The 23,678-nt window shown below is 64.2% G+C and carries 28 protein-coding genes; 11 read left to right on the top strand and 17 right to left on the bottom strand.

The window, feature by feature from the left end:
* From ACW2Q0_RS17865 to ACW2Q0_RS17840, 6 genes are all read right to left on the bottom strand, one after another.
* Positions 1-537 carry a hypothetical protein gene (locus tag ACW2Q0_RS17865; RefSeq protein WP_457191477.1) on the bottom strand — a complete coding sequence of 179 codons (537 nt, stop codon included), beginning with the start codon at positions 535-537 and terminating at the stop codon, positions 1-3.
* Positions 534-1,760 carry a DUF6973 domain-containing protein gene (locus tag ACW2Q0_RS17860; RefSeq protein ID WP_457191475.1) on the bottom strand — a complete coding sequence of 409 codons (1,227 nt, stop codon included), beginning with the start codon at positions 1,758-1,760 and terminating at the stop codon, positions 534-536. The genes ACW2Q0_RS17865 and ACW2Q0_RS17860 overlap by 4 nt, the downstream gene beginning before the upstream one ends.
* A complete protein-coding gene (locus ACW2Q0_RS17855; protein ID WP_457191473.1) occupies positions 1,757-2,056 on the bottom strand; it encodes a hypothetical protein in 300 nt (99 codons plus the stop codon). The genes ACW2Q0_RS17860 and ACW2Q0_RS17855 overlap by 4 nt, the downstream gene beginning before the upstream one ends.
* 9 nt (positions 2,057-2,065) lie before the next feature.
* Positions 2,066-2,491 (bottom strand): YbaB/EbfC family nucleoid-associated protein, encoded by a 426-nt coding sequence (locus tag ACW2Q0_RS17850; protein ID WP_457191471.1) that lies wholly within the window; start codon positions 2,489-2,491, stop codon positions 2,066-2,068.
* A gap of 453 nt (positions 2,492-2,944) precedes the next feature.
* Complete coding sequence (locus ACW2Q0_RS17845; protein ID WP_457191469.1) at positions 2,945-3,148, bottom strand: DUF397 domain-containing protein; 204 nt, start codon at positions 3,146-3,148, stop codon at positions 2,945-2,947.
* A complete protein-coding gene (locus ACW2Q0_RS17840) occupies positions 3,145-4,023 on the bottom strand; it encodes a helix-turn-helix domain-containing protein (protein WP_457191567.1) in 879 nt (292 codons plus the stop codon). Before ACW2Q0_RS17840 ends, ACW2Q0_RS17845 begins: the two co-directional genes overlap by 4 nt.
* Before the next feature lie 358 nt (positions 4,024-4,381).
* Between ACW2Q0_RS17840 and ACW2Q0_RS17835 the strand changes: the two genes are divergently transcribed.
* The 4 genes from ACW2Q0_RS17835 to ACW2Q0_RS17820 are packed head-to-tail and all read left to right on the top strand — an operon-like array spanning position 4,382 to position 7,459.
* Positions 4,382-4,756, top strand: a complete 375-nt coding sequence (locus ACW2Q0_RS17835) for a hypothetical protein (RefSeq protein ID WP_457191467.1) — start codon at positions 4,382-4,384, stop codon at positions 4,754-4,756.
* Positions 4,753-5,388 (top strand): DUF3558 domain-containing protein, encoded by a 636-nt coding sequence (locus ACW2Q0_RS17830; RefSeq protein ID WP_457191465.1) that lies wholly within the window; start codon positions 4,753-4,755, stop codon positions 5,386-5,388. Before ACW2Q0_RS17835 ends, ACW2Q0_RS17830 begins: the two co-directional genes overlap by 4 nt.
* A gap of 2 nt (positions 5,389-5,390) precedes the next feature.
* Positions 5,391-6,752: a hypothetical protein gene (locus ACW2Q0_RS17825; protein ID WP_457191463.1), complete on the top strand. Its 1,362-nt coding sequence runs from the start codon at positions 5,391-5,393 to the stop codon at positions 6,750-6,752.
* Positions 6,749-7,459, top strand: a complete 711-nt coding sequence (locus tag ACW2Q0_RS17820; RefSeq protein WP_457191461.1) for an ESX secretion-associated protein EspG — start codon at positions 6,749-6,751, stop codon at positions 7,457-7,459. Before ACW2Q0_RS17825 ends, ACW2Q0_RS17820 begins: the two co-directional genes overlap by 4 nt.
* A 275-nt stretch (positions 7,460-7,734) precedes the next feature.
* Here the strand turns inward: ACW2Q0_RS17820 and ACW2Q0_RS17815 are convergent, their stop codons facing one another.
* A complete protein-coding gene (locus tag ACW2Q0_RS17815; protein ID WP_457191459.1) occupies positions 7,735-9,039 on the bottom strand; it encodes a D-alanyl-D-alanine carboxypeptidase family protein in 1,305 nt (434 codons plus the stop codon).
* Positions 9,040-9,164: 125 nt separating this feature from the next.
* On the opposite strand from ACW2Q0_RS17815, the gene ACW2Q0_RS17810 reads away from it, so the two are divergent.
* Both ACW2Q0_RS17810 and ACW2Q0_RS17805 read left to right on the top strand, forming a co-directional pair.
* Complete coding sequence (locus tag ACW2Q0_RS17810) at positions 9,165-10,709, top strand: MFS transporter (RefSeq protein ID WP_457191457.1); 1,545 nt, start codon at positions 9,165-9,167, stop codon at positions 10,707-10,709.
* Positions 10,699-11,304, top strand: a complete 606-nt coding sequence (locus ACW2Q0_RS17805) for a TetR family transcriptional regulator (RefSeq protein ID WP_457191455.1) — start codon at positions 10,699-10,701, stop codon at positions 11,302-11,304. The genes ACW2Q0_RS17810 and ACW2Q0_RS17805 overlap by 11 nt, the downstream gene beginning before the upstream one ends.
* 22 nt (positions 11,305-11,326) lie before the next feature.
* Here the strand turns inward: ACW2Q0_RS17805 and ACW2Q0_RS17800 are convergent, their stop codons facing one another.
* The 3 genes from ACW2Q0_RS17800 to ACW2Q0_RS17790 form a co-directional block, all read right to left on the bottom strand.
* Positions 11,327-12,001, bottom strand: coding sequence for a SnoaL-like polyketide cyclase (locus ACW2Q0_RS17800; protein WP_457191453.1), 675 nt, complete (start codon positions 11,999-12,001; stop codon positions 11,327-11,329).
* A 101-nt stretch (positions 12,002-12,102) separates the two neighbouring features.
* On the bottom strand, positions 12,103-13,035 hold the full coding sequence (locus ACW2Q0_RS17795; RefSeq protein WP_457191451.1) for a phenylalanine 4-monooxygenase: 933 nt from the start codon (positions 13,033-13,035) through the stop codon (positions 12,103-12,105).
* A gap of 180 nt (positions 13,036-13,215) precedes the next feature.
* Positions 13,216-13,356, bottom strand: a complete 141-nt coding sequence (locus ACW2Q0_RS17790) for a DUF4396 domain-containing protein (protein ID WP_457191449.1) — start codon at positions 13,354-13,356, stop codon at positions 13,216-13,218.
* Positions 13,357-13,486: 130 nt separating this feature from the next.
* Here ACW2Q0_RS17790 and ACW2Q0_RS17785 point away from each other — a divergent pair, with 130 nt between their 5' ends.
* Positions 13,487-13,690, top strand: a complete 204-nt coding sequence (locus ACW2Q0_RS17785) for a type II toxin-antitoxin system VapB family antitoxin (RefSeq protein WP_457191448.1) — start codon at positions 13,487-13,489, stop codon at positions 13,688-13,690.
* Here ACW2Q0_RS17785 and ACW2Q0_RS17780 read toward each other — a convergent pair.
* Positions 13,655-14,065, bottom strand: a complete 411-nt coding sequence (locus tag ACW2Q0_RS17780) for an alpha/beta hydrolase (RefSeq protein ID WP_457191446.1) — start codon at positions 14,063-14,065, stop codon at positions 13,655-13,657. The two genes, ACW2Q0_RS17785 and ACW2Q0_RS17780, sit on opposite strands and share 36 nt — an antisense overlap.
* Positions 14,066-14,099: 34 nt before the next feature.
* Here ACW2Q0_RS17780 and ACW2Q0_RS17775 point away from each other — a divergent pair, with 34 nt between their 5' ends.
* Positions 14,100-14,783, top strand: a complete 684-nt coding sequence (locus ACW2Q0_RS17775) for a JAB domain-containing protein (RefSeq protein WP_457191444.1) — start codon at positions 14,100-14,102, stop codon at positions 14,781-14,783.
* Positions 14,784-14,788: 5 nt separating this feature from the next.
* Here the strand turns inward: ACW2Q0_RS17775 and ACW2Q0_RS17770 are convergent, their stop codons facing one another.
* The 5 genes from ACW2Q0_RS17770 to sdhC all read right to left on the bottom strand — a co-directional run bounded on the left by ACW2Q0_RS17770 (position 14,789) and on the right by sdhC (position 18,752).
* Entirely contained in the window at positions 14,789-15,121 is a 333-nt protein-coding gene (locus ACW2Q0_RS17770; RefSeq protein WP_457191442.1) for a GNAT family N-acetyltransferase, read from the bottom strand.
* 165 nt (positions 15,122-15,286) lie between these two features.
* On the bottom strand, positions 15,287-16,057 hold the full coding sequence (locus ACW2Q0_RS17765; protein WP_457191440.1) for a succinate dehydrogenase iron-sulfur subunit: 771 nt from the start codon (positions 16,055-16,057) through the stop codon (positions 15,287-15,289).
* Positions 16,057-17,823 carry a succinate dehydrogenase flavoprotein subunit gene (gene sdhA / locus ACW2Q0_RS17760; protein ID WP_457191438.1) on the bottom strand — a complete coding sequence of 589 codons (1,767 nt, stop codon included), beginning with the start codon at positions 17,821-17,823 and terminating at the stop codon, positions 16,057-16,059. Before sdhA ends, ACW2Q0_RS17765 begins: the two co-directional genes overlap by 1 nt.
* A gap of 93 nt (positions 17,824-17,916) precedes the next feature.
* Positions 17,917-18,348, bottom strand: coding sequence for a succinate dehydrogenase hydrophobic membrane anchor subunit (locus ACW2Q0_RS17755; RefSeq protein ID WP_457191436.1), 432 nt, complete (start codon positions 18,346-18,348; stop codon positions 17,917-17,919).
* Positions 18,349-18,353: 5 nt separating this feature from the next.
* Positions 18,354-18,752, bottom strand: coding sequence for a succinate dehydrogenase, cytochrome b556 subunit (sdhC, locus tag ACW2Q0_RS17750; RefSeq protein WP_457191434.1), 399 nt, complete (start codon positions 18,750-18,752; stop codon positions 18,354-18,356).
* A 298-nt stretch (positions 18,753-19,050) separates the two neighbouring features.
* On the opposite strand from sdhC, the gene ACW2Q0_RS17745 reads away from it, so the two are divergent.
* From ACW2Q0_RS17745 to ACW2Q0_RS17735, 3 genes are all read left to right on the top strand, one after another.
* Positions 19,051-19,452 (top strand): cytidine deaminase, encoded by a 402-nt coding sequence (locus ACW2Q0_RS17745; RefSeq protein WP_457191432.1) that lies wholly within the window; start codon positions 19,051-19,053, stop codon positions 19,450-19,452.
* Positions 19,453-19,680: 228 nt separating this feature from the next.
* On the top strand, positions 19,681-20,967 hold the full coding sequence (locus ACW2Q0_RS17740; RefSeq protein ID WP_457191431.1) for a thymidine phosphorylase: 1,287 nt from the start codon (positions 19,681-19,683) through the stop codon (positions 20,965-20,967).
* A 316-nt stretch (positions 20,968-21,283) separates the two neighbouring features.
* On the top strand, positions 21,284-22,381 hold the full coding sequence (locus ACW2Q0_RS17735; protein ID WP_457191429.1) for an adenosine deaminase: 1,098 nt from the start codon (positions 21,284-21,286) through the stop codon (positions 22,379-22,381).
* Positions 22,382-22,384: 3 nt separating this feature from the next.
* On the opposite strand, the gene ACW2Q0_RS17730 is transcribed toward ACW2Q0_RS17735, so the two are convergent.
* On the bottom strand, positions 22,385-23,653 hold the full coding sequence (locus tag ACW2Q0_RS17730) for a primosomal protein (protein ID WP_457191427.1): 1,269 nt from the start codon (positions 23,651-23,653) through the stop codon (positions 22,385-22,387).
* Positions 23,654-23,678: the final 25 nt, after the last annotated feature.

Here is a 23,678-nt window from a genome sequence, read left to right as displayed (position 1 = left end):
TCAACCAGCGGGTACGAGGTCGCCATCCTTGTCGACAATCAGCGCAGATAGCGGCGTGAGTGGGGATATCTTGCGGTGCCGACTCAGCGGGGGTTGCTCGTAGCTATCCCATTCCACGGCCTGAACAGGTTTTCCGTTCGAGAGAAAGAGATAGTAGCCCACCGAAGGGTCATCCCAGTCTCTACGCCGTGGCAGTCCCTTCCAGCAGGGCTCGGGCAGGTCGGTCTGTGCGTCCGAATTCAATCGATCGACCTTCTCATCTGGATATACCTCGATCATCCGGTCCCAGTTATCCGACCACCCGGCACTGCGGGTGATATCGCCAAGGGTGGTCGGGGCACCGGCGGCGGCCGCATTACGGATCTCTTCCTCGAGACGCCGACCAGCTCCGAGCGGCTGATCGTTGCCGTGGAAGTTGAAGATGTTGGAGCCACATACTTCCTCGGCGGATGGCGGTACCTTCCCGAAGCACCCGCTCATCATCGGCATCACTACTGCGACGAGGGCAAAATATCGAATTCTCATATTATTCCTCATCGCTTCCCGGGTAGCGGAAGCCCTACTCCGGATTGGATATTTGTGTCAGCGACGGCCACCCGATTGCTCCAGGTTATCTGCGGTTGAGATTGACCGTCCGGCGTTTTGAGCACGACTGCCTGCCCATTCTGAATGGCTTCCGAGATCTTGGCCTGCAACTGATCGGGGCTGGCGTCGGGATTATCTAAAGCTATGCTGCGTCCGAGTTGGTTGTTGTACAGATCCATCGCTTCGCGAGCTGGAGGATTCCCGCCGGTCTTTTCGTGCGCTGTTGTGTATGTTTGGGTCCATTCTTCGCCGAAATCTTGGGTCATCCGCGCGTTCCAATAGGCGTGCCGGAAAGCGTCGCCGTGTCCGTCGGCAAGCACGTTCGTATGCTCTTCCAAATTAAATCCAGAGAATTGGCCCGTGGCGGCCTGCTCCGCTTCCGTTTTGATGTCGTAGAACTCCTTGAGGCCGAGGAGCCCCTTCCGGGCGATCAGGTTTTCCAGCGCAGTGGCTTCCTCTCGCGGCATCGCTCCTGCTTTGAAGGTCGGGTCCCAGCTGCGTACGGTGTCGAGGAGCCAGCCGCTGGGCCACACCACGGTTTCCTTGGTGGCGTCGGTTTGATAGTTGGTGAGAATCTTCGCCAGCTCGGTATCGGTGGGTACGGCGATGAGGGCCTGTCGAGCCGAATTCGGGACCTTCTCGAGCAAACCTTGAATCGTCCCCTCTGCTATCAGGTCCGCTTCCTGAATTCGGTTCAAGGCCGCGCGCAGTCCTCCGGCGAGCCTGGCCTCCTCGAGCTCCTTGTGCACGATAGCAGTGCCCGGAGACCACCAGTACTTCTTCATCCACTCCCAATTGGACTTCCTCGACATCACTGTGCCGTCATCCTTATAGAACAGGTCCCATTCGGAGTCTTCTATCTCCTTGATCGCCGCTCGAATCAGGAGGATCATGCCCTCGAACACCGCTGTCGTGGAAGCGATGACCCCTGAAAGTTCTTGGTAGATATCGACGGTGGTGAGCGCGTCTTTGTGATCGTCCTGGGCACGCTGGCGAGCGGATTCGCCGGACTCGCTGTTGAAGTACGCATACGAGCCAGCGAGCGCGCCGGCGGCGGCTTCGACTTCCGCTTCGATTTCCTCGGCTGCTCGACTCAGGGCTACAGCCAGGTTGTCGGCTGGGTTGAGATTCCATGCAAGTACCTGCGAGATCGTCAGCGGTTCCGATTCGCTCATCGCGGCCCGGCCTGATCGAGTTTTGTGGCGTGCTGCCGGTCCAATTCCTCGAACTCGTTCGCTGCTTTCTCCGCGAGATCCCCGATTCCGCTGAACCGTGCTGCATGGAACTTCAGCACTCCATCAAGAGCTTTCAGCGTCTCCTCGGCCCGAGTCAGTGCCAGCGATTCCCTCGCTCCGGCTCGGGCCTCATCGCGGACGGGAACGGCCACTGGTGCCTTACCCGCAATGGTGGTCGAGTGTCCGCGCACTTTGTTGGCGAGTTCACGAACTCGCACCGGATCGATCTCGAACATTCCTCGACCTCAAATGACGTAATCGTGGCCGTCATACGCACCGCGGCGAGTGCCGTTGTCGCCACGGAGATGTGTTGGGACATACGTCGGCAGCGCGGCTGGCTCCGAGTTCTGGATCGTACGTTGTTCGTCCCGCGTGTCGCCGGATCCGCTATCCACGTGCCGGTACTCCGCCGACACCTCCGTGAACACCTGCTGAGCCTCGGCTTCGGCATTCGTATACGCCGCCCGATGCCGATCGGCGATGAGCATGGCCAGTCGGCTCATTCCATGCTCCACAGCATGGGGCGCGAGCCGCAGATCCGTAATCGCCCCGCGGGCATCGGTTTCGATGTACACGGTGCCGTCCGCAGACTGGGCACGCCCCCGCACCCGCTCGGTCGCCTCGTTGATCCGTTTGATCCGCGTGGCCAACTCTTCGGTGTCCTCAGCCATTCCGCCCCAACCCCCCGATCATCTCGTGCCTGCTCCGACGCCGCAGGTTCCCACAAACGTATCAGGTTGTCGGCAACCGGCTTCGTGCCGGAAAACGGCGGGACCACATGTCTGATCGGCGATCACAGCCCAGTTCACCGTATCGGGGCGGGCCATATATACATCTGTGTATCCGGTAAGCAATCAGGTTGGCAATCAACGAATTCAAGCTCGGACGGTATCGCTTCCGAGCTCTGATAGCCCGTTCCGACCTCTGTCCCGCCCCGCCGACTTGTCAATCGAGGCGTGACGGGGTGCGCGGCTCGACTGGGCAGTCCTGTGGCCTGCTCGCAACTCCTGTTTGGGGGTGCCACAGCGGCTTGATGCTGGAAGGCCGCGGCGCCGCCTAGATCGGGGCGGGTGTGTTTGCGGCGCTGCTGCTTTCGGGGTTACCCCGCTGCCGATTCGGGGCCGTCAGCGGTTGAACTCTCCGCGAGTCGTTGCGGCGGTGAAGGCTGACCATTCGGCTGGGGTGAATACGAGTGCGGGCCCGGATGGGTTCTTCGAATCACGAACGCCGACATGGTTGTTCGGAAGGAAGGCGACTTCGACGCAGTTCGCGTTGCCCCCGCTGCGACTGCTCTTGAACCAGTCGGCACCCGTCAGATCAATGTTCACGCGTACTCCTTTGCCATTCGCCTGAGCAGAGCACGGCTGTCGGCGGGATCCATCGCGTTTTGCCGGAGGCTCTGGTACGCCTCATGGTATCGCTGAATAGTGGTTGGTTTCGTCAGATACAAGTTCCCCGTGAACGTCTCTGTGTACACCACCGGAGGCTCGATCGCCTGTCCCTGCTTATCCGTGCCGAACTCCAGAATTACGAATGGACCAACCGCGACCCCCAAGGGAAACCCCGCGCGGAACGGGAGGATTTGCAACCTGACATTGGAGCGTGTGCTCATGTCGGCGAGATACCTCATCTGGGTCGCCATCACCTTCGACCCGCCGATCATCCCCCGGAGGACCGACTCTCGCAGGATGACGTTGAGTGTCGCCGGCTGGTGCTTTCGGGTGATTCTCGTTTGCCGACGTGTGCGCAGCTGCACTCGGCGTGCGTGCTCCTCGGGGCCATCGTCCGGGTAGACGGATCGGATGAGCACACTCGCGTATGCCGGTGTCTGCAACAACCCGGGCACGAGTTCGGGCTCATAGGTCGTAAGCCGCTGTGCCGAAGCCTCCAGCCCGACAAAGAAGTCGAAGTTTGTCGGCATGACGTCGCCGAACTCGTACCACCAGCTCAGCTCATTGCCTTGTATCGCAAGCCCTTTCATTGCGGCCGTGTGGTCCGCATCGAAACTGTAGATCTTGCACAGTGCGTCGAGGTCCACATCGCGCAGATGCGCTACTGTGCCCTTCTCGATCCGCTGCAACGTGCTGCCGCTGCGCTCGATCAACGTCGCCGCCTGTGCCAACGTGAGGCCGCACCCCTCCCGTCCATCCCGCAGATACTTCCCCAGCTGCCGCCGTGCCAGCGTCGATCCGTCCTCCGACATTGCCCGCCTCCCTTCAGGTTTCACTGTTCGCGTCAGCAGACCACACCGCCATCCCATATGGAGGTGGCATTGCGAATCGTCATGCAATCAGGGCATAACCCCAGGAAGAATTGCATCCAGCGGCGGATTCGCGAACCAGATCAGCGTTGGTGTGTGCCTGTCCATCAGTCCGCTCGCCCCACCGCGAGCCCGGTACATGCAGGCGGCTTCGTGTGAGTGTTCACGCTGAGCGCGGCATATGTGGTCCGAACCGGCAGGATCAAAACCATTGAGACTGTCGTTATGTCCCAATGGAACCGATTGACCGTCTCACGCGTCCAGTACAATAAGCGCACGGACCGCGAGGGAGGGGCAGTCGATGGAAGTGGGGCAGTCGGCCGCGAACGCGCTGTATCAACAGGCCAGTGGGGGAACGTTTCGGATGGAGGCCGACGCCGCGCAACGGTGCGCCGAGGTCTATACGAGGTTCGTTGAGAAGACACTCGAACCACAGATCATCGCGTCGCGCAGTGTGCGCAGTCATGAAGGTTTTGGTGGATTCGAGTCCGCTCAGGAGCTTCAAAGCGGATTTTCCGGCAAAGCGGTGAAGATGACGGAGGCTCTCGAAGGGATGAGAGAAGCGGCGTTAAAGATGGCGGCGGCCTATCTACGAGCCGGTCAACTGGTGGAGGAAGCCGACGTGATGTACGCGCAGTCGATCAATACCGCCATCTCGGAGGTACGGGGGCGATGACGACAGTACGGAATTCTGCGCTGGCACTGCTGGTAATGACCGCCACCCTGCTGGCCGCGGGTTGTACGACGAAAAACGACCCGACACAGCCCACTGCCAACTCAGATCAGGCCAGCACCTCGTCCACGGGCACGCAATCAGCGCGGCCAACGCTCACCGACCCCAAACTCCAGCCGCCCTCGCAGGACAACAAATACACTTCCATCACGGGACGTCCCAAGATCGTCTTCGACCCGTGTACATGGGTCAGCGACCAAGCCATTCAAAGGGCTGGGTTCGATCCGGCCTCACGTAAGCGCGGTAGAGATCTAGTCGCCGAGTACAGCTTCCTGGTCTGCAGCTTCTCCTCCCAACTGCGCGATCTGAGTCTGGATTCCGGTAACGCAACTTGGGCGGAAGATCTCGCGAAGGTCGGTTCCTACAGTCAGCCGATCACCGTGAACGGCCGCGAAGCTCTCCTCGTCCGTGATCCAGAGGTCCATCGCGGCTGTCAGGTCGATCTGCGTACGAAGGTGGGATTCGTGCAGATCTCCGCATACCTGACCCCTCGGGCTCCGCAGGATACCGACCCCTGCGACGGCATCACCGACATCGCCTCCACCATCGAACCGGAGATCGGCAAGGACAACTGACGATGACCGGCCCTCTCGACATCAATAATGTTCCCTCGGCGCTCGGTGCATTCGATTCGAGCCGCAAGCCGGACACCACCCAGCCGAGCACGCTTGCGCGCGGTCAGCAGCAGGGCGCGGAGCAGTACGGGACGAAGATTTCCGCCAACGGCCAGGATCCGGCGTACATCACTCGGATGGAGCAGTTCGAGGGCATCACTCACGAGGAGATCTACACCCACGCCCAGCAGATGAGTCCGGGCATCATGCATCATCAGGCCGATACCTGGATCAGCATCGCCACCGCGCTGAGCGGTGGGTTGTTCGGCGCGAATCTCGCGATTCAGAAGGCGTTGGCATCGGGCATCGAGGGGGTTATGGCCGATGCGGCTCTCGCTGCGGCGCAGAGCTTCTATCGGCAGGCAAGTGATGTCGAGCAGGTGATCAATGCCTGCGGGCACCGGATCAAAGGCGTGGCGTCGGCTGCCGAAGTGGTGAAGATGACGGTGCCGCCGCCGTCCGCGGCACAAGGGAGCAGGGGTTCGGCGAACTCACTGGACCCCGCGCAGGTGATTATTTCCGCGGTCGGTGCGGGACTTGTCGGGGCCGGTGACAGCCAGGAGCTCGCCTATCAGCGCGGTATCGAGGCCCTGCATCGCACGGCGATCGACACCATGAACAACAACTACAAACCGTCCTACGGTCCCGCCGGGTCCGGAGTCCCGACATTCGTGCCGGTCACGTCGCCGGGCGGCGGGGGCGCCGAGGGCGTTACCGGGCCGAGTGGCGGTAGCGGGGGCGGCAGTGGCGGCACTGGCGGCACCACCGGATCGGGCACCGGTAACACCGGTGGTAGCAACGGCGAGTCGAACGGATCGGGGACACCGGGGACCGATCAGGGCACGGTGAACCCCACAGGACTCGACTCGAATTCCACTGCCGGACAACAGACACAGTCCCCGACTACGACCGCGAGCACCACCGCCACCTCGCCCGCCGCGACAACCACCACCCAGACGCCCTCGGGGCAGCCGGGTGGCCTCGGCACATCCGGACCGGGCGGCACATCTGGCTTCGGCAGCAGCACCACACCGAGTCCGGGACGCAGCGTCACCGGCGTGCCGACCACCGGAAGCCCCAGCGCGGCAATGGTTTCCACCGCAGCGACCAGCGCGGCCAGCAGCGGCCGCAACGGTATGTCGGGCATGTCGGCGCCCGGCGCGGGGCGTAAATCGGGGGAGGACGAGTCGAGCCGCAAGGTCCCCGATTACCTGATCGGCCAGTACGAAGAATTGGTCGGCCCGGATGATCCGGCGGTTCCCCAGTCGATCGGGGCCGACGCGCCCTCGGCGCAACCGGCCCACCCGAGCGGTGAGCGCAGGTGAAGTTCGAGTTCACCCCCGATGAGTTCATGCACATCTGGCGCGAAACGCAGTCGGATCGCTACCCCTTTCCGTTGCGCCTGATCGCCTCGGTGCGCTGGGAGGACGAATTCGACCAGCTCACACGCGAATTGAACCGCCGCATGCCACTGCACGCGAACCCGGACCTCTCGGCGGCCTTGCGCGTGGCAGCGGATCCGCGAATCGCATTGACGCTCACCGGAACTCGGCGGCGTCCGCTGCGCGCGTTCGGTGCGATCGATGCCGATATCGGTGTCACCCTGGTACAACGGCCGGGCCCCACCGCCGAATTCGGCGGCAATGTCGTGCTCGAGGTCGGTACCGCCGCGATCGTGCCCGCCGTGTTCACGGCGGTGCTCGGCGACGTGCCGCCCGGACGGCATCCGGCCGTGGTCGAGGATGTCGAACGCCTGGTCGACAATCTCGAGTCCTGGACCGGCATCAAAGAGACAGCGTCCGACCGGATCTATCGCCTGCTGCGTGCCCCACGCTCCGGTTCCGGAACCGTGGAAACCCTTCGCGGCCTACGTGATTCACATCCCGCCGCACCCGAATATCTGAACTGGTTCGATATCGACGGCGACGGCCGCTACCACTACCGCCACCAATACAACGAATTCCACATCACCCCCTGCGACCAGGCCGCGATTCGCCGCGAAATCACCCGCATGGCACAGCCGCTCCCCTGATCCACTGCCAGATACCGGGCGCTGTCGGTGCCGGCGGGTGCTCTGCTCGACCGGCCGCGAATCCGGTATACATCCGTGGCGACTGCCGCGGGCCGCTCAACAACTGAGCCAGTTCGCAGCCCTGCATCGGCGACTGAGCTCGAGACCGAAATCGCCGCCTGGCCCCACGGTGATATAAGCGCTGGCTTCTCGATCGATACTGTCGTGGTTGGCTATGCGTGGGTGCGCTCGCGGCTCCGGTCGCGCACGTCGTGCGAGTGCTTGGGGCTACGGCTTCAGTGCTGTCGTCGCCGGCGGTTGGCGCGGCGGGCTCCGAGCAAGAGCGCGAGGACCAGGAGGGCGCCGCCTACCAGCAGTAGCGTGCGGGGGACCGCGTGGCTATCGGATTCATCGGCGGGCTGCGCCTCGTGGTCGGTGTCCTCTTGTGGTGGAGAGGCTAGTCCCGCAGTGGCTTTCGTGGATTCGGACTTGGCTTCGGGCAGCTTGCCGACGGTGGCGCCCTTCGGCAGCGCGAAACCGTAATCGAGCAGACGCGCGGCCTGTTCCCATGGACGCAGCGGCAGCACATCGGCTTTCAGCAGCGTCACGGCGAGTCTGCGGCCGTCGCGTTGGGCGGCGGCGACGAAGGTCTGCCTGGCGTCGTCGGTGTAACCGGTCTTGCCGCCGAGCGCACCGTCGTAGTCGTAGAGCAGACGGTTGTCGTTGGCGATCGGGAAGCCCGGATGATCTTTGTCGTCAGGGTTTTTCGGGTCCTTGGGATAGCCGGGAAAGTCGACCTGCTCGGTATGGATGAGTTCGGCGAACAAGGGAATTGTCATCGCCTCGCGGAACAGCACCGTCAGGTCGTAGGCCGAGGTGCTCATGCCGGGGCCGTCCAGGCCGGATGGGCTGGCGGTGCGAGTATCCAAGGCGTACAACGACTTCGCCAGTTCGTTCATCTTCTGCACGGCACCGGCGTCACCGCCGAGTTGCGCCGCGATGGCGTGCGCGGCATCGTTGCCCGACGCCATGACCAGTGCCTGCATGAGCTGTCGGTTGGTGTAACGGCCGCCCGAACCGATACCCACGCGGGTGCCGTCGGCATTCGCGTCCTCCTGTGTTCCGGTGACGGTCTTGTTCAGGTCGAGGTTGCGCAGTGCGACGGTCGCGAGCAGCACCTTGATCGTGCTGGCGGGCCGGTAGCGTCCGTGTGGATCCTTGGCGGCGAGCACCTCACCGGTATCGAGATCGGTGACCTGCCAGGCCGTGGCGGAGATGTCCTGCGGCACCGGCGGTGCGCCGCGCGGGATGACGACACCACATTCACCCAGACGTGAACCGCCGACCGGTGGTATCGGCACGGTCAGCGGTGTCGGCGTCGGCTGTCCGGGTTCGGGGACCTCGGATTCGTCGATCGGGTTGGGCGGCTTCGTCTTCTGCGGGCAGCTGTCGGTATTCGGGGTGGTGAACGGCGTCGTCGTGGTGTTGCTCGACGGTGTCGCATGCGAAACGGTCGTGGCAGGGCCCCAGGTGACGGCCGCGATGGTCAGCGCAGAACCAAGGCAGACGGCGACGAGGAGGCGAAGGTCCCGGGTGTTCATCGGCTGCGAGCCTACTGATCGGTCGCGCGCAGGGCCGGGCAGAGACACGAATGGGCAGGTATTGACATTAACTACTAAATGAGAGTTACTATCAAAAAGATGTGACTTTCATTTTTGGAGGGGTTATGCACACAGAATCGACTCGCCCCTGGTTGGCGCTGGGGGCGCTGGCCTTGGCAATGCTGACCATCGGCCTGGATATGACGGTGCTGACCGTCGCGCTGCCTACTCTCGCGGTGGACCTGAACGCGAATACCGGCGCGCTGCAGTGGTTCAGCACGGCCTACACACTGGCGCTCGCGGCCGTGATGCTGCCCGCGGGCGCGCTCGGCGACCGGTACGGCCGCAAAAAGTTACTGCTCGGTGCGCTGGTGCTGTTCGGCGCGGCCTCGCTGGCCTGCGCCTTCGCCACCACCGCCGGTCAACTCATCGCGGCCCGCGTGGTCCTCGGCGTCGCGGCCGCGGTCATGATGCCGCTGTCGATGGCGGTGCTGCCGGTGCTTTTCCCGGATTCGGTCCAGCGGGCCAAGGCCATGAATATCTGGATCACCTCGACCGCACTCGGACTGCCGCTCGGTCCGATCCTGGGTGGCTGGCTGATCGATAACTTCTGGTGGGGTTCGGTATTCCTGATCAATGTCCCGATGGTGGTACTCGGTGCGGCGGCCGTCGCGGCCCTGGTACCGGAGTCGCGGAACCCGGACCAGCAGCCGATGGATCTGCCCGGCATCGCGCTATCGATCCTGGGCATGCTCGGGGTCACCTACGGATTCATCCGGCTCGGTGATAAGGGCTGGGACGACGGACTCGGCTGGGCTGCGCTGCTCGGCGGCGCGACGATCGTCGCGGTATTCATCGTGTGGCAGCGGCGTGCGAGCTTCCCGCTGATCGATCTGGGCCTGTTCCGCAGCCCCGGTTTCCGCTGGGGCGCGGCATTCACCGTGATCATCACCTTCGGCTTATTCGGCCTGTTCTTCACCGTGCCGCAGTACTACCAGGCGGTCCTCGGCGTCGACGCGCTCGGCAGCGGGGTACGGCTACTGCCGATGATCGCCGGACTGCTGGTCGGATCGCGGCTGGGGGATCGGTGGCAGCCGAAACTCGGCCCGGCGCTCATGGTGGCACTCGGCCTGATGGTGTTGGCCGTCGGCATGGGCCTGGGCGGGCTGACCGAACTGGGGACCCCGTACTGGTTCGTGGCCCTGTGGGTCGGATTGACCGGCGCGGGCATGGGCCTCGGGCTGCCGGTCGGCATGGCGGTCGCGCTGGACGATCTCGAGGTGGCCCGCGCGGGTGTCGGCTCGGCGTTGGTGCAGGCGCTGCGTCAGGCGGCGGGCACCATCGCGGTGGCGTTGCTCGGCACCGTTCTGGCCACCGTGTATCGCTCCGAACTCGGAGCGCTGAATGTCGACCCGATTCGCGACAGTGTGAACGCCGGTGTGGCGGTCGCGAAGTCAACCGGCAATGTGGGCATGCTGGAGCAGGTGCAATCGGCGTTCATCGGCGGGATGAGCGCGATGCTGTGGGTGTGCGCGGCCATCTGCGCGGTGGCGGTGCCGCTCGCGCTGCGGGTGCTGCCCCGGCGGTCCACAGCCGCACCACAACGTCCGGATGCGACACCGGAGGCGCTGGTGGCGGTCGATGGGCCACAATCGAAACATGTCGGTTGAACTGCCCGTGAACGGGACGGCCGCGCAGAGTCTGCGTGAACGGAAGAAGGAACGGACCCGCCGGACGATTCGCGAAGAAGCGTTCCGGCTGTTCCGTGAGCAGGGTTACGCCGAGACCACCATCGAGCAGATCGCCGCGGCGGCCGAGGTATCGCCCAGCACCTTCTTCCGCTACTTTCCGACCAAGGAACAGCTGGTGCTGGCCGACGATCTCGATCCGCTGATGATCGATGCGATACGAGCCCAGCCACACGACATCCCGCCGCTGACCGCATTCCGCAATGCGCTGGCAGCAGTGTTCGCGAACCTGCCCGCTGCCGAGCTGGCATTCGAGCAGGAGCGCCAGGCGCTGGTATATCACGTGCCCGAGCTGCGTGCGGCCATCGGATTGGAAATGCAACGTGGCATCGATCTGATGGCGGGTCTGCTCGCCGAGCAGATGGGTCGGGATGCGGACGACTTCGAGATACGCGTGACCGCCGGCGCCGTGGCGGGCATCGCGCTGGGCATCGCGCCGCTCACACCGCTCAATGCTGAGAACCTCGATCGCGCCCTGGATTTCCTGGAGGCAGGGTTACCGCTCGGCAAGCAGTAGCGCTGCCGAGCGGTCGAAAATCCTAGGCGGGCTTGGTAACCGGGCAGCCGTGCGCCAATGGACCGAGCAACTGATTGTTGTCGTAGAAGTGCTCGAGTTCGAGAATGCGCAGGTCGTCGCTGACCCTGGCGATCGTCATGCCGAACATCTCGATCAAAGCACCGGTGGGCTGATGACCCTTGTATTCGCCCTCGTAGCGTCCCCAGTGCCGCCAGCGGAAGGTGACCGCGGGCGGTCCGGCCAGCACCTCGAGCACCTCCCAGAACAAGCCGCCCGGGAAGGCGGTGTGGAAGATGTGGTGCGAGGACTCGAAGGTCTCCTGCTCGACCTCGTAGTACGGGTTGTCGCCGATCAGGATGTTGTAGCTGCCGATCCGCGCGAATTCCTCGGCGTCCTGCCACGTTCCGCCGTTGACCCGGCCCCGGTAGTGCTCGGCCACCAGCGAAACCCAGGTCGCCGGATCCTTCTTGTGTGAAACCTCCATCTCGAAGACCCGCACCAGATCCTCGACGACGGCCTCGAGCGAGCCCGTGGCGTGATCGGTGGTGCGCTCGCGCGGCACGGTTTCGTTGGTCAGGTGGTAGTCGGGCGCGTCATTGCGCCAATGCTCGGCGGGCGTCGCGGCGACTACCGCATCCCGGCCCTGAAGCCACAGCGGCGTCGTCTCGGCTGTGGAATCGGTTGTATCAACTGTCATCTCGGCTCTGGCCCCTTCGAAGAGATCGGATCGGAGGCAGGCTAGCAGTCGGTTGTCCAGTTGTCGCGGCGGATCAGCGGAGTGGGTGAATTCGCCGAACTCTAATGTGTTCCAGCAACTTTCGAGTTTAAACGATGATGTGTCACATTTTCGGTGGCGCGCAGCGCGCGATTCGGGGAATCGTCGTCCATCGTGGCGAAGAAGCCGCCGATCACATCTTCGATCTCCGAAATCGACTGTGCGCAATAGAGGATCGGTTGGTAGTGCGTGATGTCGTAGACGGCGCTACCCATCGCCGCCACGTCCAGCGGTCGCAGCTCGGCGTGCCGGAACTCCTCGATCTCGCCGTAGGAGGACAGCAATCCGGCCCCGTAGCAACGGATTTCGCCCTTCTCCCGAACCACGCCGAACTCCATGGAGAACCAGAAGACATCGGCGAGGAACTTCAGCGCCGTCTCGGTGGTCAATCGGGCAACGGCTGCCCCGACCGCCTCGTAGATCGCGGCGAAGCGCGGGGCGGCGATCTGGTTGGCGTGCCCGATGATCTCGTGGATGGCATCGGGTTCGGGGGTGTACAGCGGGGCCGAGTGATGTCGGATGTACTGGGTGGAGTGGAAGGTCCGGTCGGCGAAGGAGCCGAAGAATTCGCGCAGCGGCACCAGGCCCGCGGCGGGCACGTAGCGGAATCCGGTCAGCGGAGTCAATGCCGCGCAGACCTCATCGAGCTGTGGAATGTGATCGCTCGGCAAACCGAGCCGCGCCGCGGCCGCGAGCACCTCGGTGGCGGCGTATTTCTGGTGTTTGCGGGCCAATTCCGCGGACACGATGCGCCACACTTCTTGTTCGGCATCGGTGTAGTCGATATGCGGCAGGGGTCTACCCGGTGCGTAATCCAGCGCCATCGCGGCGATCGCATTGCGGCGGGCGCGGTAATCCGGATCGTGCACGCCGGGGTGCTCGTCGCTCAGGTGCACCGTGACATCGCCATCGCCGGATCGGGTCACCGGCGAGTACAGCTGAGCTTCGGTGAACATACCTCGATGCAAGCACCGCTGGGCCGTTGCGACAACAAAAGCTCACCCAGCTGCGCAAACTGCATAGCTGGGCGGGCTCTCTCGCGTGATTACCGGCAGTAGACCGGCTCCTGCCGGGGCGAGCTGATCAGTCGTTGCCGAACAATTCGTGCACCACCGCATGGCCCTTGTCGCGGCCGATCATCCGTTGTCGACCGGCGTGGTGAGTACGGATGCGAGCACCAGCGAGAAGGCGAGTGTCGCCCAGAACATGACCGTATCCAGATGCGCGTCCATGGCCGCGGGCACGGCGAGGATAACGATGTTGTCGACGACTTCCATGAACCGTGATCGAGACCGAATCCACGGCCGGTGCGACGGTCACCGCAGCAGTGAATTCCGACGTTGTGCCCAATTTGCCAGACATGAGCGAGCCGATAAAGCAATATGGCGAATGTACGAAGGAGGGCGCATGAAATCCGTGCGGATCGATCTCGACCAGAAACTGCTCGCCGCCGCGGCCGCCATCATGGGCACGTCGACGAGCAACGCCACCATCAACGAGGCGCTGCGCCGAATCGTGGTGCACGAGCGGCAACTTCACCATCTGGAGCGGTTGGCCGCGGGCGTGCTGACTACCTTACGCGCACCCGAAATCGCGGTTGTCGACGGGTGATCGGACCGCCGCATACCGAGTCGGGCAGCACAGCCCGTCCTGCGGCGAGGTCAGCTCGATCAGGTACTTCAGGACCGGTTCGTCGACGCCTTTGATGCCGTCCAGGAACGAACCGTGTTGGATGCCTTCATAAGTGAGCAAGGTGGTGCCCAGCGCATGGGCGAGATTCGTCGCGCCCTGGTACGGCGTGACCGGATCGTCGGTGGCGGAGACGACCACCAACTTCGGTAGGCCGGTCACCGTCGGGATATGCGGGCGGCTGGTCGGTGGGACCGGCCGGAACGCGCAGGCGTCGAACGGAACCCAGTCAACCGGGCGAACGCGGCAGGCAGACCTTGGCCGCCAGCACCGCCGAGTGTCGGTGGGGGCTGGCATGATGCGGAGATCGAACCGCATTCGAGGGGGATTGATGTCGGTACCCATCGCCAAATTGCCATCCAGTCAACGACCACGGGAACGGCTGCTCACGCTGGGCCCACACGCGCTCAGCGACCGCGAGTTGCTCGCCGTGCTACTGCGTCAGGGCCGTCGGGGTGAAAGCGCCCTGGATATGGCCGCCGAACTGATCGTCGAGTACGGCGGCATCGCCGGTTTGGCGGCCGCGCGGCCGGAGGAACTATCGCGGCACGCCGGTGTTGGGGATGCCAAGGCCGCGGCCATCATCGCGGCCTTCCACCTCGGCACCAGGGCCCGCAACATTCCGGAAACCACACCGCGTCTGGACGGCGCCGCCGATGTCTTCCGGGTGGCGCTGCCGCTGTTCACCGGCGCCCGGGTAGAACGGTTGCTGGTGCTGGTGTGCGATGCGCAGAATCGCTTGCGGCGCAAGGTATTCGTTGCCGAGGGCGCGATAGATCAGGTGGCCGTTCCGGTCCGTGAAATTCTGAATACCGTGCTGCGCCACGACGGGCGTGCCTTCGCGGTCGTCCACAACCATCCCTCCGGTGATCCCGTGCCCAGCTTCGACGACCGTCGCGCGACCACCCTGCTCATGGAATCCGCCCGCACCGTCGGCCTGCGCTTTCTCGATCATGTGGTGGTCGCGGGGGACGGGTGGGCCAGCGCCGCACCGCTGCACGGGTCCGGCGCGTAGTGCGTTCAGCGGGGTAGCACCGGAATGCGTTGCAGCAGTGCGGATGTCGGCTCATCGATGTTTGCCGCGAAGTCGTCGTGCCTGGTGACCCAGCGCACCACGAACGGGCAAACCGCTACGATCCGGCGGCCGCTCGCCACGGAGTCCGCGAGTGCGTCGCGGATCAGAATGCTGCCCAAGCCCCGGCCACCGAATACCGGATCGACCTCGGTCGCATAGAAGACACGATGTGCTCCGTCATCGAAGTACAACTCTTCGCCGACGATCGTGCCGTCGAGTCGGATCTCGTACGCGCTGCGTTCGGGAACGCCGACGACCTCCACCTTCGGTTCGTTCACGCCTGCGCCTCGCTTTCGCGAGATTCCGGCACGAGCTCGGCTGTGTTTACCGTTCGTTCGCTCATGCCCCCATGGAACACATCTGTACCGGCGTTTATTGCGTACCGCGCGGACGACAAAGGCCGCCGGCATCTTTCGATACAGGCGGCCTTCGGGTGCCTCGGGTCAGCGGGCGAAGAGCAGTGCGCGCTTGACTTCCTGGATGGCCTTGGTGACCTCGATGCCGCGGGGGCAGGCCTCGGTGCAGTTGAAGGTCGTGCGGCAGCGCCAGACACCTTCGACGTCGTTGAGGATGTCGAGGCGCTCGCGGGCGCCTTCGTCGCGGCTGTCGAAGATGAAGCGGTGTGCGTTCACGATCGCGGCCGGGCCGAAGTAACTGCCGTCGCTCCAGTACACCGGGCAGGAGGTGGTGCAGCAGGCGCACAGGATGCACTTTGTGGTGTCGTCGAACCGGGCGCGGTCGGCCTGGCTCTGGATGCGTTCGCGGGTGGGCTCGTTACCCGAGGTGATCAGGTAGGGCTTCACGGCACGGAACGCGTCGAAGAACGGCTCCATGTTGACCACGAGGTCCTTTTCCACCGGCAGGCCGCGGATGGGCTCGACGGTGATGGTGAGGGTCTTGCCGCTCTTGGGCAGCATGTCCTTCATCAGCACCTTGCAGGCCAGCCGGTTCACACCGTTGATCCGCATGGCGTCCGAACCACAGACGCCGTGCGCGCAGGAGCGGCGGAAGGTTAGCGTGCCATCCAGGTAGGACTTGATGTAGATGAGCACATTGAGGAAGCGGTCGGTCGGCAGCACCGGCACCTGGTAGGTCTCCCAGTGCGCACCCTTGCCGTCCTCCGGGTTGAACCGGGCGATCTTGACGTCGACCATGACCGAGCCCTCGGGAACCGGTGCGGCCTTCTGCGGGGGTGTTTCGAGTACGGCAGTCATCAGTACTTACGCTCCATCGGCTCGTAGCGGGTCTGCACCACCGGCTTGAAGTCGAGACGGATTTCGGAGATGAGTTCCGCACCCTCCTTGTAGGCCATCGTGTGCCGCATGAAGTTCACGTCATCGCGGTCCGGGTAGTCCTCGCGGGCGTGGCCGCCACGCGATTCCTTGCGGTTCAGCGCGCCAACCACGGTGACCTCGGCCAGTTCCAGCAGGAAGCCGAGCTCGACGGCCTCGAGCAAGTCGCTGTTGTAGCGCTTGCCCTTGTCCTGCACCGTGATTCGGGTGTAGCGCTCCTTGAGCGCGTGGATATCGGTGAGCGCCTGCTTGAGGGTGTCCTCGGTGCGGAACACCGCGGCGTTCATATCCATCGTGTACTGCAGTTCGGTGCGGATATCCGCGACGCGCTCGTTGCCGTGCTCCGAGAGCAGCATGGCCAGCCAATTCTGCACCATCTGCGCCGGGTTCTCCGGCATGTCGACGAACTCGCTGCGCTGGGCGTACTCCGCGGCGGCGATGCCGGAGCGGCGGCCGAAGACATTGATGTCGAGCAGCGAGTTGGTGCCGAGACGGTTGGAGCCGTGCACCGAGACACACGCGCATTCACCCGCGGCATACAGGCCGGGCACCACATCGGTGTTGTTGCGCAGCACCTCGCCGCGGATCCGGGTCGGGATACCCCCCATCACGTAGTGACAGGTCGGCATGACCGGCACCAGTTCCTTCACCGGGTCGACACCCAGGTAGGTGCGTGCGAATTCGGTGATGTCGGGCAGCTTCTCCTCGAGGACGTCCTCGCCGAGGTGGGTCACATCGATGTAGACGTAGTCCTTGTTCGGCCCGGCGCCGCGGCCCTCGAGCACCTCGAGCACCATCGAGCGGGCGACGATGTCACGCGGCGCGAGGTCCTTGATGGTGGGGGCGTAGCGCTCCATGAAGCGCTCACCGCTGGCGTTGCGCAGGATGCCGCCCTCACCGCGGACGGCCTCGGAGATCAGAATGCCCAGACCGGCCAGACCTGTCGGGTGGAACTGGTGGAATTCCATGTCCTCCAGCGGCAGACCCTTGCGGAACACGATCGCCATACCGTCACCGGTCAGCGTGTGCGCGTTCGAGGTGGTCTTGTACATCCGGCCGGAACCGCCGGTGGCGAAGATGATCGACTTCGCGTGGAAGACGTGCAGTTCGCCGGTGGCCAGTTCGTAGGCGACCACACCGGTCGCCACCGGACCGCGATCGGTCTCGGAAAGCACCAGGTCGAGCACGTAGAACTCGTTGAAGAACTCGACGTCGTGCTTGACGCAGTTCTGGTACAGCGTCTGCAGGATCATGTGGCCGGTGCGGTCGGCGGCGTAACACGCGCGACGGACCGGGGCTTTGCCGTGATCGCGGGTGTGACCACCGAAGCGCCGCTGGTCGATCTTGCCCTCGGGCGTGCGGTTGAACGGCAGACCCATCTTCTCCAGGTCCATCACGGCATCGATGGCCTCCTTGGCCATGATCTCCGCGGCGTCCTGGTCGACCAGGTAGTCACCACCCTTGACGGTGTCGAAGGTGTGCCATTCCCAGTTGTCTTCTTCGACGTTGGCCAGTGCGGCACACATGCCGCCCTGGGCCGCGCCGGTGTGGCTGCGAGTCGGGTAGAGCTTGGTCAGGACGGCGGTGCGGGCCCGGGGACCGGCCTCGATCGCCGCGCGCATACCGGCGCCGCCGGCACCGACGATGACGACGTCGTAGCGGTGCTCCTGAATCCGGGATTCACTCATGCCTCCACCTCGCTGCGCTCGGCTCCGGCATGTGTGAAACACGCTGTGTCGATGATTCGTTCGCTGCGCTCACTCATCGGAGTTCGCCTGTTCCTAACTGATGTTGGGGTCGAAGGTGAAGATGACGTAGGTGCCGACGCCCACGATCAGGATCATCGAGATGGCCAGCAGTGTGTTCAGCCAGAACCGGGTCGAGTCCTTGCGCGAGTAGTCCGCGATCACGGTGCGCAGGCCGTTGCCGCCGTGCAGCTGGGCCAGCCAGAGCATGGTCAGATCCCAGAACTGCCAGAACGGGCTGGACCAGCGGCCCGCGACGAAGGCGAAGTTCAGGCGCTTCACGCCGCCGTCGAGCAGCAGCATGATCGTCATGTGGCCGAGGACCAGCACGATCAGCAGCAGGCCGGAGAAGCGCATGAACAGCCACGCGTACTTCTCGAAGTTGCTGTTGGAGCGGGCACGCGGCGAGCGGGGCAGATCCAGGCTCGCGGGCCGGTCATAAGACTTACCGAGAACAGGTGCGCTCATGATTATCAGTGCTCCGTGAACAGGTAGAAGAACTGGCGACCGACGGCCGGAACCACCAGCAGGAACCAGATGGCGAGAATCACCCAGAGCATCGTCTTCTGGTACCTCGGGCCCTTGCCCCAGAAGTCGACCAGGATCACGCGTACGCCGTTGAGCGCGTGGAACAGCACACAGACGACAAGACCCATCTCCATCAGCGCGACGATGGGGTTCTTGTAGGTCTCGATGGCGTGGTTGTAGGTATCGGGGCTGACCCGAACCAGTGCGGTGTCCAAGACGTGCACGAAGAGGAAGAAGAAGATGGTGACACCGGTGATCCGGTGCAGCGCCCAGGACCACATTCCGGGGTCGCCTCGGTACAGCGTCTTCCGCTTCGGCTGTGCCGGAGCTTCTGTCGTGGTCATAGAGTGCGGTGCCTCCAACGTCGTTGATGGACCCGGTTGCAAGTCCGGCGTAGGCGACGTGGATATAAATGCCCAGGTGGCTGCGCTTTGCTGCTCCATCTGGCTCGCGCGGGGCCCGCCGCCGGGAACCTGAACCGATCTGATCTGGACTCTAATCCCCTCGCAATCGCGGAACTAATTCAGCGTGCGGTGCGTTGCGCTACAGTCGAGCGAGTTAGGTTTACCTTTCTTGATGTGTAAAGAGTTCCGCCGTGGCCCTCGCGCGGCATTTGCGGCTCGGCTCGAAAGGGGGGTTCCAGTGTCGGATATCGACTGGAAAACCTTGCGCGACAAAGCAATTCAGGTTATGCGCAATGCCTATGCGCCGTACTCACGGTTTCCAGTCGGCGCTGCGGCTCTCAGTTCCGACGGCCGAATTGTGAGCGGCTGCAATGTGGAAAATGTCTCATATGGATTAGGCCTGTGCGCCGAATGTGTACTCATCGGTAACTTATTCGCGGGCGGCGGCGGGCGTTTGCTGGCTATCTCCGTAACCGATTCCCGGGGCGAAATCCTGATGCCCTGCGGCCGTTGCCGACAGCTGCTCTACGAACACGGCGGACCCGACCTGCAGGTCGACCACAAAGCCGGACCCGTCCCGCTGCGAACCCTGCTCCCAGACGCCTTCGGCCCCGACGATCTGGACGCTGGGCAAACATAGGGTGAATGTCGTCCTCAGCGATCCGCTTCGAACGATGCGCCGATTTCGGCTTCGGTCGACAGCTCGACATCGGTGAGTCGAATCGGCGGTTACGAGGTCGGTTGCGCGGCGATCGATGGGTGTGTGCGTCAGCGCTTCCTCAGACGCCGACTCGATGATGCGCTGAGGCTATCGGAGGTCACCGGCAAGTTCCGGGGCCCGAGCGTGTCCCATGCCAGACTTGCCGGTGTGACGGCACTGGACGCGGTTTCGATCATTACGGCCAAGCGGGACGGCGGGGAGCTGTCGGATGCGCAGATCGATTGGGTGGTGGATGGATTCACCAACGGGGCGGTGGCCGATGAGCAGATGGCGGCATTGGCCATGGCCATCGTCTGGCGTGGTCTGACGCGTCGGGAAACCACGCGGTGGACGAATGCCATGATCGCGTCCGGGCGGCGGATGGACTTCACCGATCTGCCGCGGCCGACCGTGGACAAGCATTCGACCGGTGGGGTGGGGGACAAGATCACCCTGCCGCTGGCGCCGCTGGTCGCCGCGTGCGGTGCGGCGGTGCCGCAGTTGTCGGGGCGCGGGCTGGGGCATACCGGCGGGACGCTGGACAAACTCGAATCGATCCCAGGGTGGCGTGCCGATGTGCCGATGGCACGCATGCGGGAGATGCTGGCCGATCCCGGCATCGGCGCGGTGGTGTGTGCGGCCGGTACCGATCTCGCACCCGCCGATAAGCGGCTGTACGCGCTGCGCGATGTCACCGGGACCGTCGAATCCATACCGCTGATCGCCAGCTCGATCATGAGCAAGAAGATCGCCGAAGGTACTGCCGCCCTGGTCCTCGATGTGAAGGTAGGCTCCGGTGCCTTCCTGAAAACCCTGGACGGGGCGCGCGAATTGGCCACGGCCATGGTCGAACTCGGCACCGACGCCGGGGTACGGACCGTGGCACTGCTGACCGCGATGGACACTCCGCTCGGCCGGACCGCGGGCAATGCGCTCGAGGTCGCCGAATCGGTGGAGGTACTCGCGGGCGGTGGCCCCGCCGACGTCGTCGAGCTGACGCTCAGCCTCGCCCGCGAGATGGTTGCCCAGGCCGGACTCGATATCGACCCGGCCGACGTCCTCGCCGACGGCCGTGCGATGGACCATTGGCGCGCCATGGTCGCGGCTCAAGGCGGCGATCCGGACGCGCCCCTGCCACGCGCCGAGCACACCGAGACCGTGCGGGCCGCGCAAAACGGTGTGCTCACCAGCCTCGACGCGATGGCAGTCGGCATCGCTGCCTGGCGACTCGGTGCAGGTCGAGCCCGCCAAGGCGACCCCGTCCAATTCGGCGCGGGCATCGAAATGCACGCCAAGCCAGGCGATCCCATATCCGCAACCCAACCCTTGCTCACCCTGCACACCGACACCCCGGAAGCCTTCCCCGCCGCCCTGGCCGCCCTCGAAAACTCCATCACCATCGAAACCTCGCCCCCACCGCAATCCCCCTTGGTCCTGGACCGCATCACGACCTGACAGTCCAGCCGCGCCACGTCCCGCAGTTCACTCGGCACGCACTCGCCTGAACGCACGAACTCACTGTTCGCTTCGGCACGCGGGAATACTCCCGAATACATGAGCTCGCCTGACCCAGCCTGGGCGGACCACTGCGCCGGTGCGTGTGGCTAGTGGGTGCAAAACCGACCGATACGTTGATTATTTGCTGGTCAAAGAGGCTTTCCAGGTGGCAAATCGCGGCTCGAGCAGGGCTGTCGCAGGTTATGTGGTGGCCGGGGTGGTGGAGAGCGCAATCACAGCCGCATGCAGGGGGCGGTGCGGCTAACGTGTGTTCATGACAGGACCGATGCCTTTGACCCTTGCCTCGATCCGCCAAGCTCCCAAGGCGCTGCTGCACGATCATCTCGATGGTGGTCTGCGGCCCGCGACGGTTTTGGAGCTCGCCGCCGATTGCGGTTACGACGACCTACCCGCCGATAACGAGACCGAACTGGCGGCATGGTTCCGCGATGCGGCCGACAGCGGTTCGCTCGAGCTCTATCTGGAAACCTTCGCGCATACCGTCGCGGTCATGCAGACCCCCGAGGGCCTGCGCCGCGTGGCTCGGGAATGTGCGGAAGACCTCGCCGCCGACGGTGTGGTGTATGCCGAGGTCCGCTTCGCTCCCGAACAGCATCTGGAGCGTGGCCTGACCCTGGACGAAGTGGTCGAGCACACCCTCGCCGGATTCCGCGAGGGTGCGGCGGTCGCGGCCGAGGACGGTCGCCCGATCGTGGTGATCTGTCTGCTCACCGCCATGCGGCATGCGGCGCGCTCGCGCGAGATCGCCGAACTCGCGGTGCGCTGGCGCGATCGCGGCGTCGGTGGTTTCGATATCGCGGGCGCGGAGGCGGGGTTCCCGCCGAGCCGCCACCTGGACGCCTTCGAATACATGCGCGCCAATAGTGCGCATTTCACCATTCACGCGGGTGAGGCGTTCGGACTGCCGTCCATCCACGAGGCGCTGGCATTCTGCGGCTGCGATCGGCTCGGCCACGGTGTGCGGATCACCGACGACATCACCGTCCCCGGCGCCATCGAGGATGCGAAACTCGGACTCGTCGCGAACTACGTGCGGGATATGCGAATTCCGCTCGAGCTCTGTCCGTCGTCGAATGTGCAGACCGGCGCGGTCCCGTCACTCGACAAGCATCCGTTCGACCTGCTGGCCCGGCTGCGTTTCCGCGTCACGGTCAATACCGACAACCGCCTGATGAGCGATACCAGCATGAGCCAGGAGATGCTCAAGCTGGTCGACACCTTCGGTTACGGCTGGAGCGATCTCGAACGCTTCACCATCAACGCCATGAAGTCCGCGTTCATCCCGTTCCCCGAACGCCTGCGCATCATCGACGACATCATCAAGCCGGGTTACGCCGTCCTGCTCGGGTAGCTCCTACTTCTCCTGCGTGAGCCGGGACTCGAAATTGCGTTCCAGATCCCGCCAGCTCTGGGCCTCCGCGGTGAACGGCGGGTTCGGGGCCAGGCGGGTCGGGTCCGGGTTCAGCAGGTAGGAGACATACCAGCCGAGCGGAGTGGACTGCGCCAACGCCTGCTCCACCGTATCGTCGTCGGCGTAATCGGCTGCGTCGGTGAACAATTCGACCGCGAGATCGAGCTGTTCGATATCGACCGCCTCCGGGCCCTCACCCAGATCGTCGGCGAGACCAGGCAGGACGTAGACGTTCTCATCGGTCACCTCGACCTCGAGTGATCCGTCGACGGCGGCGGTCTGCACATCGGTGTACGTGCTCACCCGCGCCAGATCGTGCTCGTGGTCATCGGCCAAGTAGCGGGCCAGCGCACGCTCGGAGCCGAAAACCGTGATTGCTCCGTCCTTGCCCAGGAAGATCGGCTCGTCGTCGAGATAACAGCGCAGCGTGAAGTAGCTGCCGTCGGAGGTTACGATCTTGACCGGGTCGATGCCGACCTCATGCCAGAACGAGTCGTCTTCGTCTTCGTCTTCGTCTTCCTCGTCTTCGTCGTCCGCATCGAGGTCGACGGATTCGAACTCCTCGTCCTCCTCGCTGTCGGCGGCGTCATCGGCGTCGACGACGTTCTCCTCCGCGGCCAGCAGTTCGGCCTCCGCGACCGCGACCGCCTCCGCATCGACCTCAGGGGTCCGCACCACGGAGTCGATGGCGTCGAGGACGTCGTCCCAGCCCTTGGCGATGGCGGCGCCGATCTGATCCCACAGCTCCTCGCCGTCGCGCCCGACGAAGGCGCTCACGCCGCTGGCCAGTGCGCCGACCACCGGATGGGAGCCGAAGAACTTGGTCACCGTCTCCAGCTCGCACACCTCACCGATATTGCGCACCATGCTGAGCGTGTCGTCGAGCTCGGTGATGGTATCGACATCGGGATCGCTCGCAACCAGCTCCGGCACCCCGACCAGGTCGAAGGTGAAGTTCTCCTCCGGCTCCAGTTCCGCCGCCGACAGCCCGGCCACGACCTTCCACGCCGGATGGTCCACGAGATCGTTATCGGAGTTGGTCCGGATGAATGCGGCCAGCTCCGCGACGGTCTCGAAACCGTAGAGGGAGTCCTCATGTCCGAGGAACGCCTCCCACTCGTCGTCACCGTCGCGCCAGCGCGGTGCCCACAGGGTGACGAGATCGCCGTCGGTCAGGCCGAGCTCGATCGGGACGATGTCTCCAGAAGCCATGTGCGGAAGCCTATCGACCTTCCGT

This window comes from Nocardia citri (genome assembly GCF_054065835.1).
Note: the sequence above shows the minus strand (reverse complement) of the source record. Positions and strands in the feature narration are given on the sequence as shown.

Excerpts from the sequence above, each read along its gene's own strand:
- ACW2Q0_RS17865 (WP_457191477.1), bottom strand. The coding sequence starts at position 537 with ATGAGGAATAATATGAGAATTCGATATTTTGCCCTCGTCGCAGTAGTG.
- ACW2Q0_RS17860 (WP_457191475.1), bottom strand. The coding sequence starts at position 1,760 with ATGAGCGAATCGGAACCGCTGACGATCTCGCAGGTACTTGCATGGAAT.
- ACW2Q0_RS17855 (WP_457191473.1), bottom strand. The coding sequence starts at position 2,056 with ATGTTCGAGATCGATCCGGTGCGAGTTCGTGAACTCGCCAACAAAGTG.
- ACW2Q0_RS17850 (WP_457191471.1), bottom strand. The coding sequence starts at position 2,491 with ATGGCTGAGGACACCGAAGAGTTGGCCACGCGGATCAAACGGATCAAC.
- ACW2Q0_RS17840 (WP_457191567.1), bottom strand. The coding sequence starts at position 4,023 with ATGTCGGAGGACGGATCGACGCTGGCACGGCGGCAGCTGGGGAAGTAT.
- ACW2Q0_RS17835 (WP_457191467.1), top strand. The coding sequence starts at position 4,382 with ATGGAAGTGGGGCAGTCGGCCGCGAACGCGCTGTATCAACAGGCCAGT.
- ACW2Q0_RS17830 (WP_457191465.1), top strand. The coding sequence starts at position 4,753 with ATGACGACAGTACGGAATTCTGCGCTGGCACTGCTGGTAATGACCGCC.
- ACW2Q0_RS17825 (WP_457191463.1), top strand. The coding sequence starts at position 5,391 with ATGACCGGCCCTCTCGACATCAATAATGTTCCCTCGGCGCTCGGTGCA.
- ACW2Q0_RS17815 (WP_457191459.1), bottom strand. The coding sequence starts at position 9,039 with ATGAACACCCGGGACCTTCGCCTCCTCGTCGCCGTCTGCCTTGGTTCT.
- ACW2Q0_RS17810 (WP_457191457.1), top strand. The coding sequence starts at position 9,165 with ATGCACACAGAATCGACTCGCCCCTGGTTGGCGCTGGGGGCGCTGGCC.
- ACW2Q0_RS17805 (WP_457191455.1), top strand. The coding sequence starts at position 10,699 with ATGTCGGTTGAACTGCCCGTGAACGGGACGGCCGCGCAGAGTCTGCGT.
- ACW2Q0_RS17800 (WP_457191453.1), bottom strand. The coding sequence starts at position 12,001 with ATGACAGTTGATACAACCGATTCCACAGCCGAGACGACGCCGCTGTGG.
- ACW2Q0_RS17795 (WP_457191451.1), bottom strand. The coding sequence starts at position 13,035 with ATGTTCACCGAAGCTCAGCTGTACTCGCCGGTGACCCGATCCGGCGAT.
- ACW2Q0_RS17790 (WP_457191449.1), bottom strand. The coding sequence starts at position 13,356 with ATGGAAGTCGTCGACAACATCGTTATCCTCGCCGTGCCCGCGGCCATG.
- ACW2Q0_RS17785 (WP_457191448.1), top strand. The coding sequence starts at position 13,487 with ATGAAATCCGTGCGGATCGATCTCGACCAGAAACTGCTCGCCGCCGCG.
- ACW2Q0_RS17780 (WP_457191446.1), bottom strand. The coding sequence starts at position 14,065 with ATGCCAGCCCCCACCGACACTCGGCGGTGCTGGCGGCCAAGGTCTGCC.
- ACW2Q0_RS17775 (WP_457191444.1), top strand. The coding sequence starts at position 14,100 with ATGTCGGTACCCATCGCCAAATTGCCATCCAGTCAACGACCACGGGAA.
- ACW2Q0_RS17765 (WP_457191440.1), bottom strand. The coding sequence starts at position 16,057 with ATGACTGCCGTACTCGAAACACCCCCGCAGAAGGCCGCACCGGTTCCC.
- sdhA (WP_457191438.1), bottom strand. The coding sequence starts at position 17,823 with ATGAGTGAATCCCGGATTCAGGAGCACCGCTACGACGTCGTCATCGTC.
- ACW2Q0_RS17755 (WP_457191436.1), bottom strand. The coding sequence starts at position 18,348 with ATGAGCGCACCTGTTCTCGGTAAGTCTTATGACCGGCCCGCGAGCCTG.
- sdhC (WP_457191434.1), bottom strand. The coding sequence starts at position 18,752 with ATGACCACGACAGAAGCTCCGGCACAGCCGAAGCGGAAGACGCTGTAC.
- ACW2Q0_RS17735 (WP_457191429.1), top strand. The coding sequence starts at position 21,284 with ATGACAGGACCGATGCCTTTGACCCTTGCCTCGATCCGCCAAGCTCCC.
- ACW2Q0_RS17730 (WP_457191427.1), bottom strand. The coding sequence starts at position 23,653 with ATGGCTTCTGGAGACATCGTCCCGATCGAGCTCGGCCTGACCGACGGC.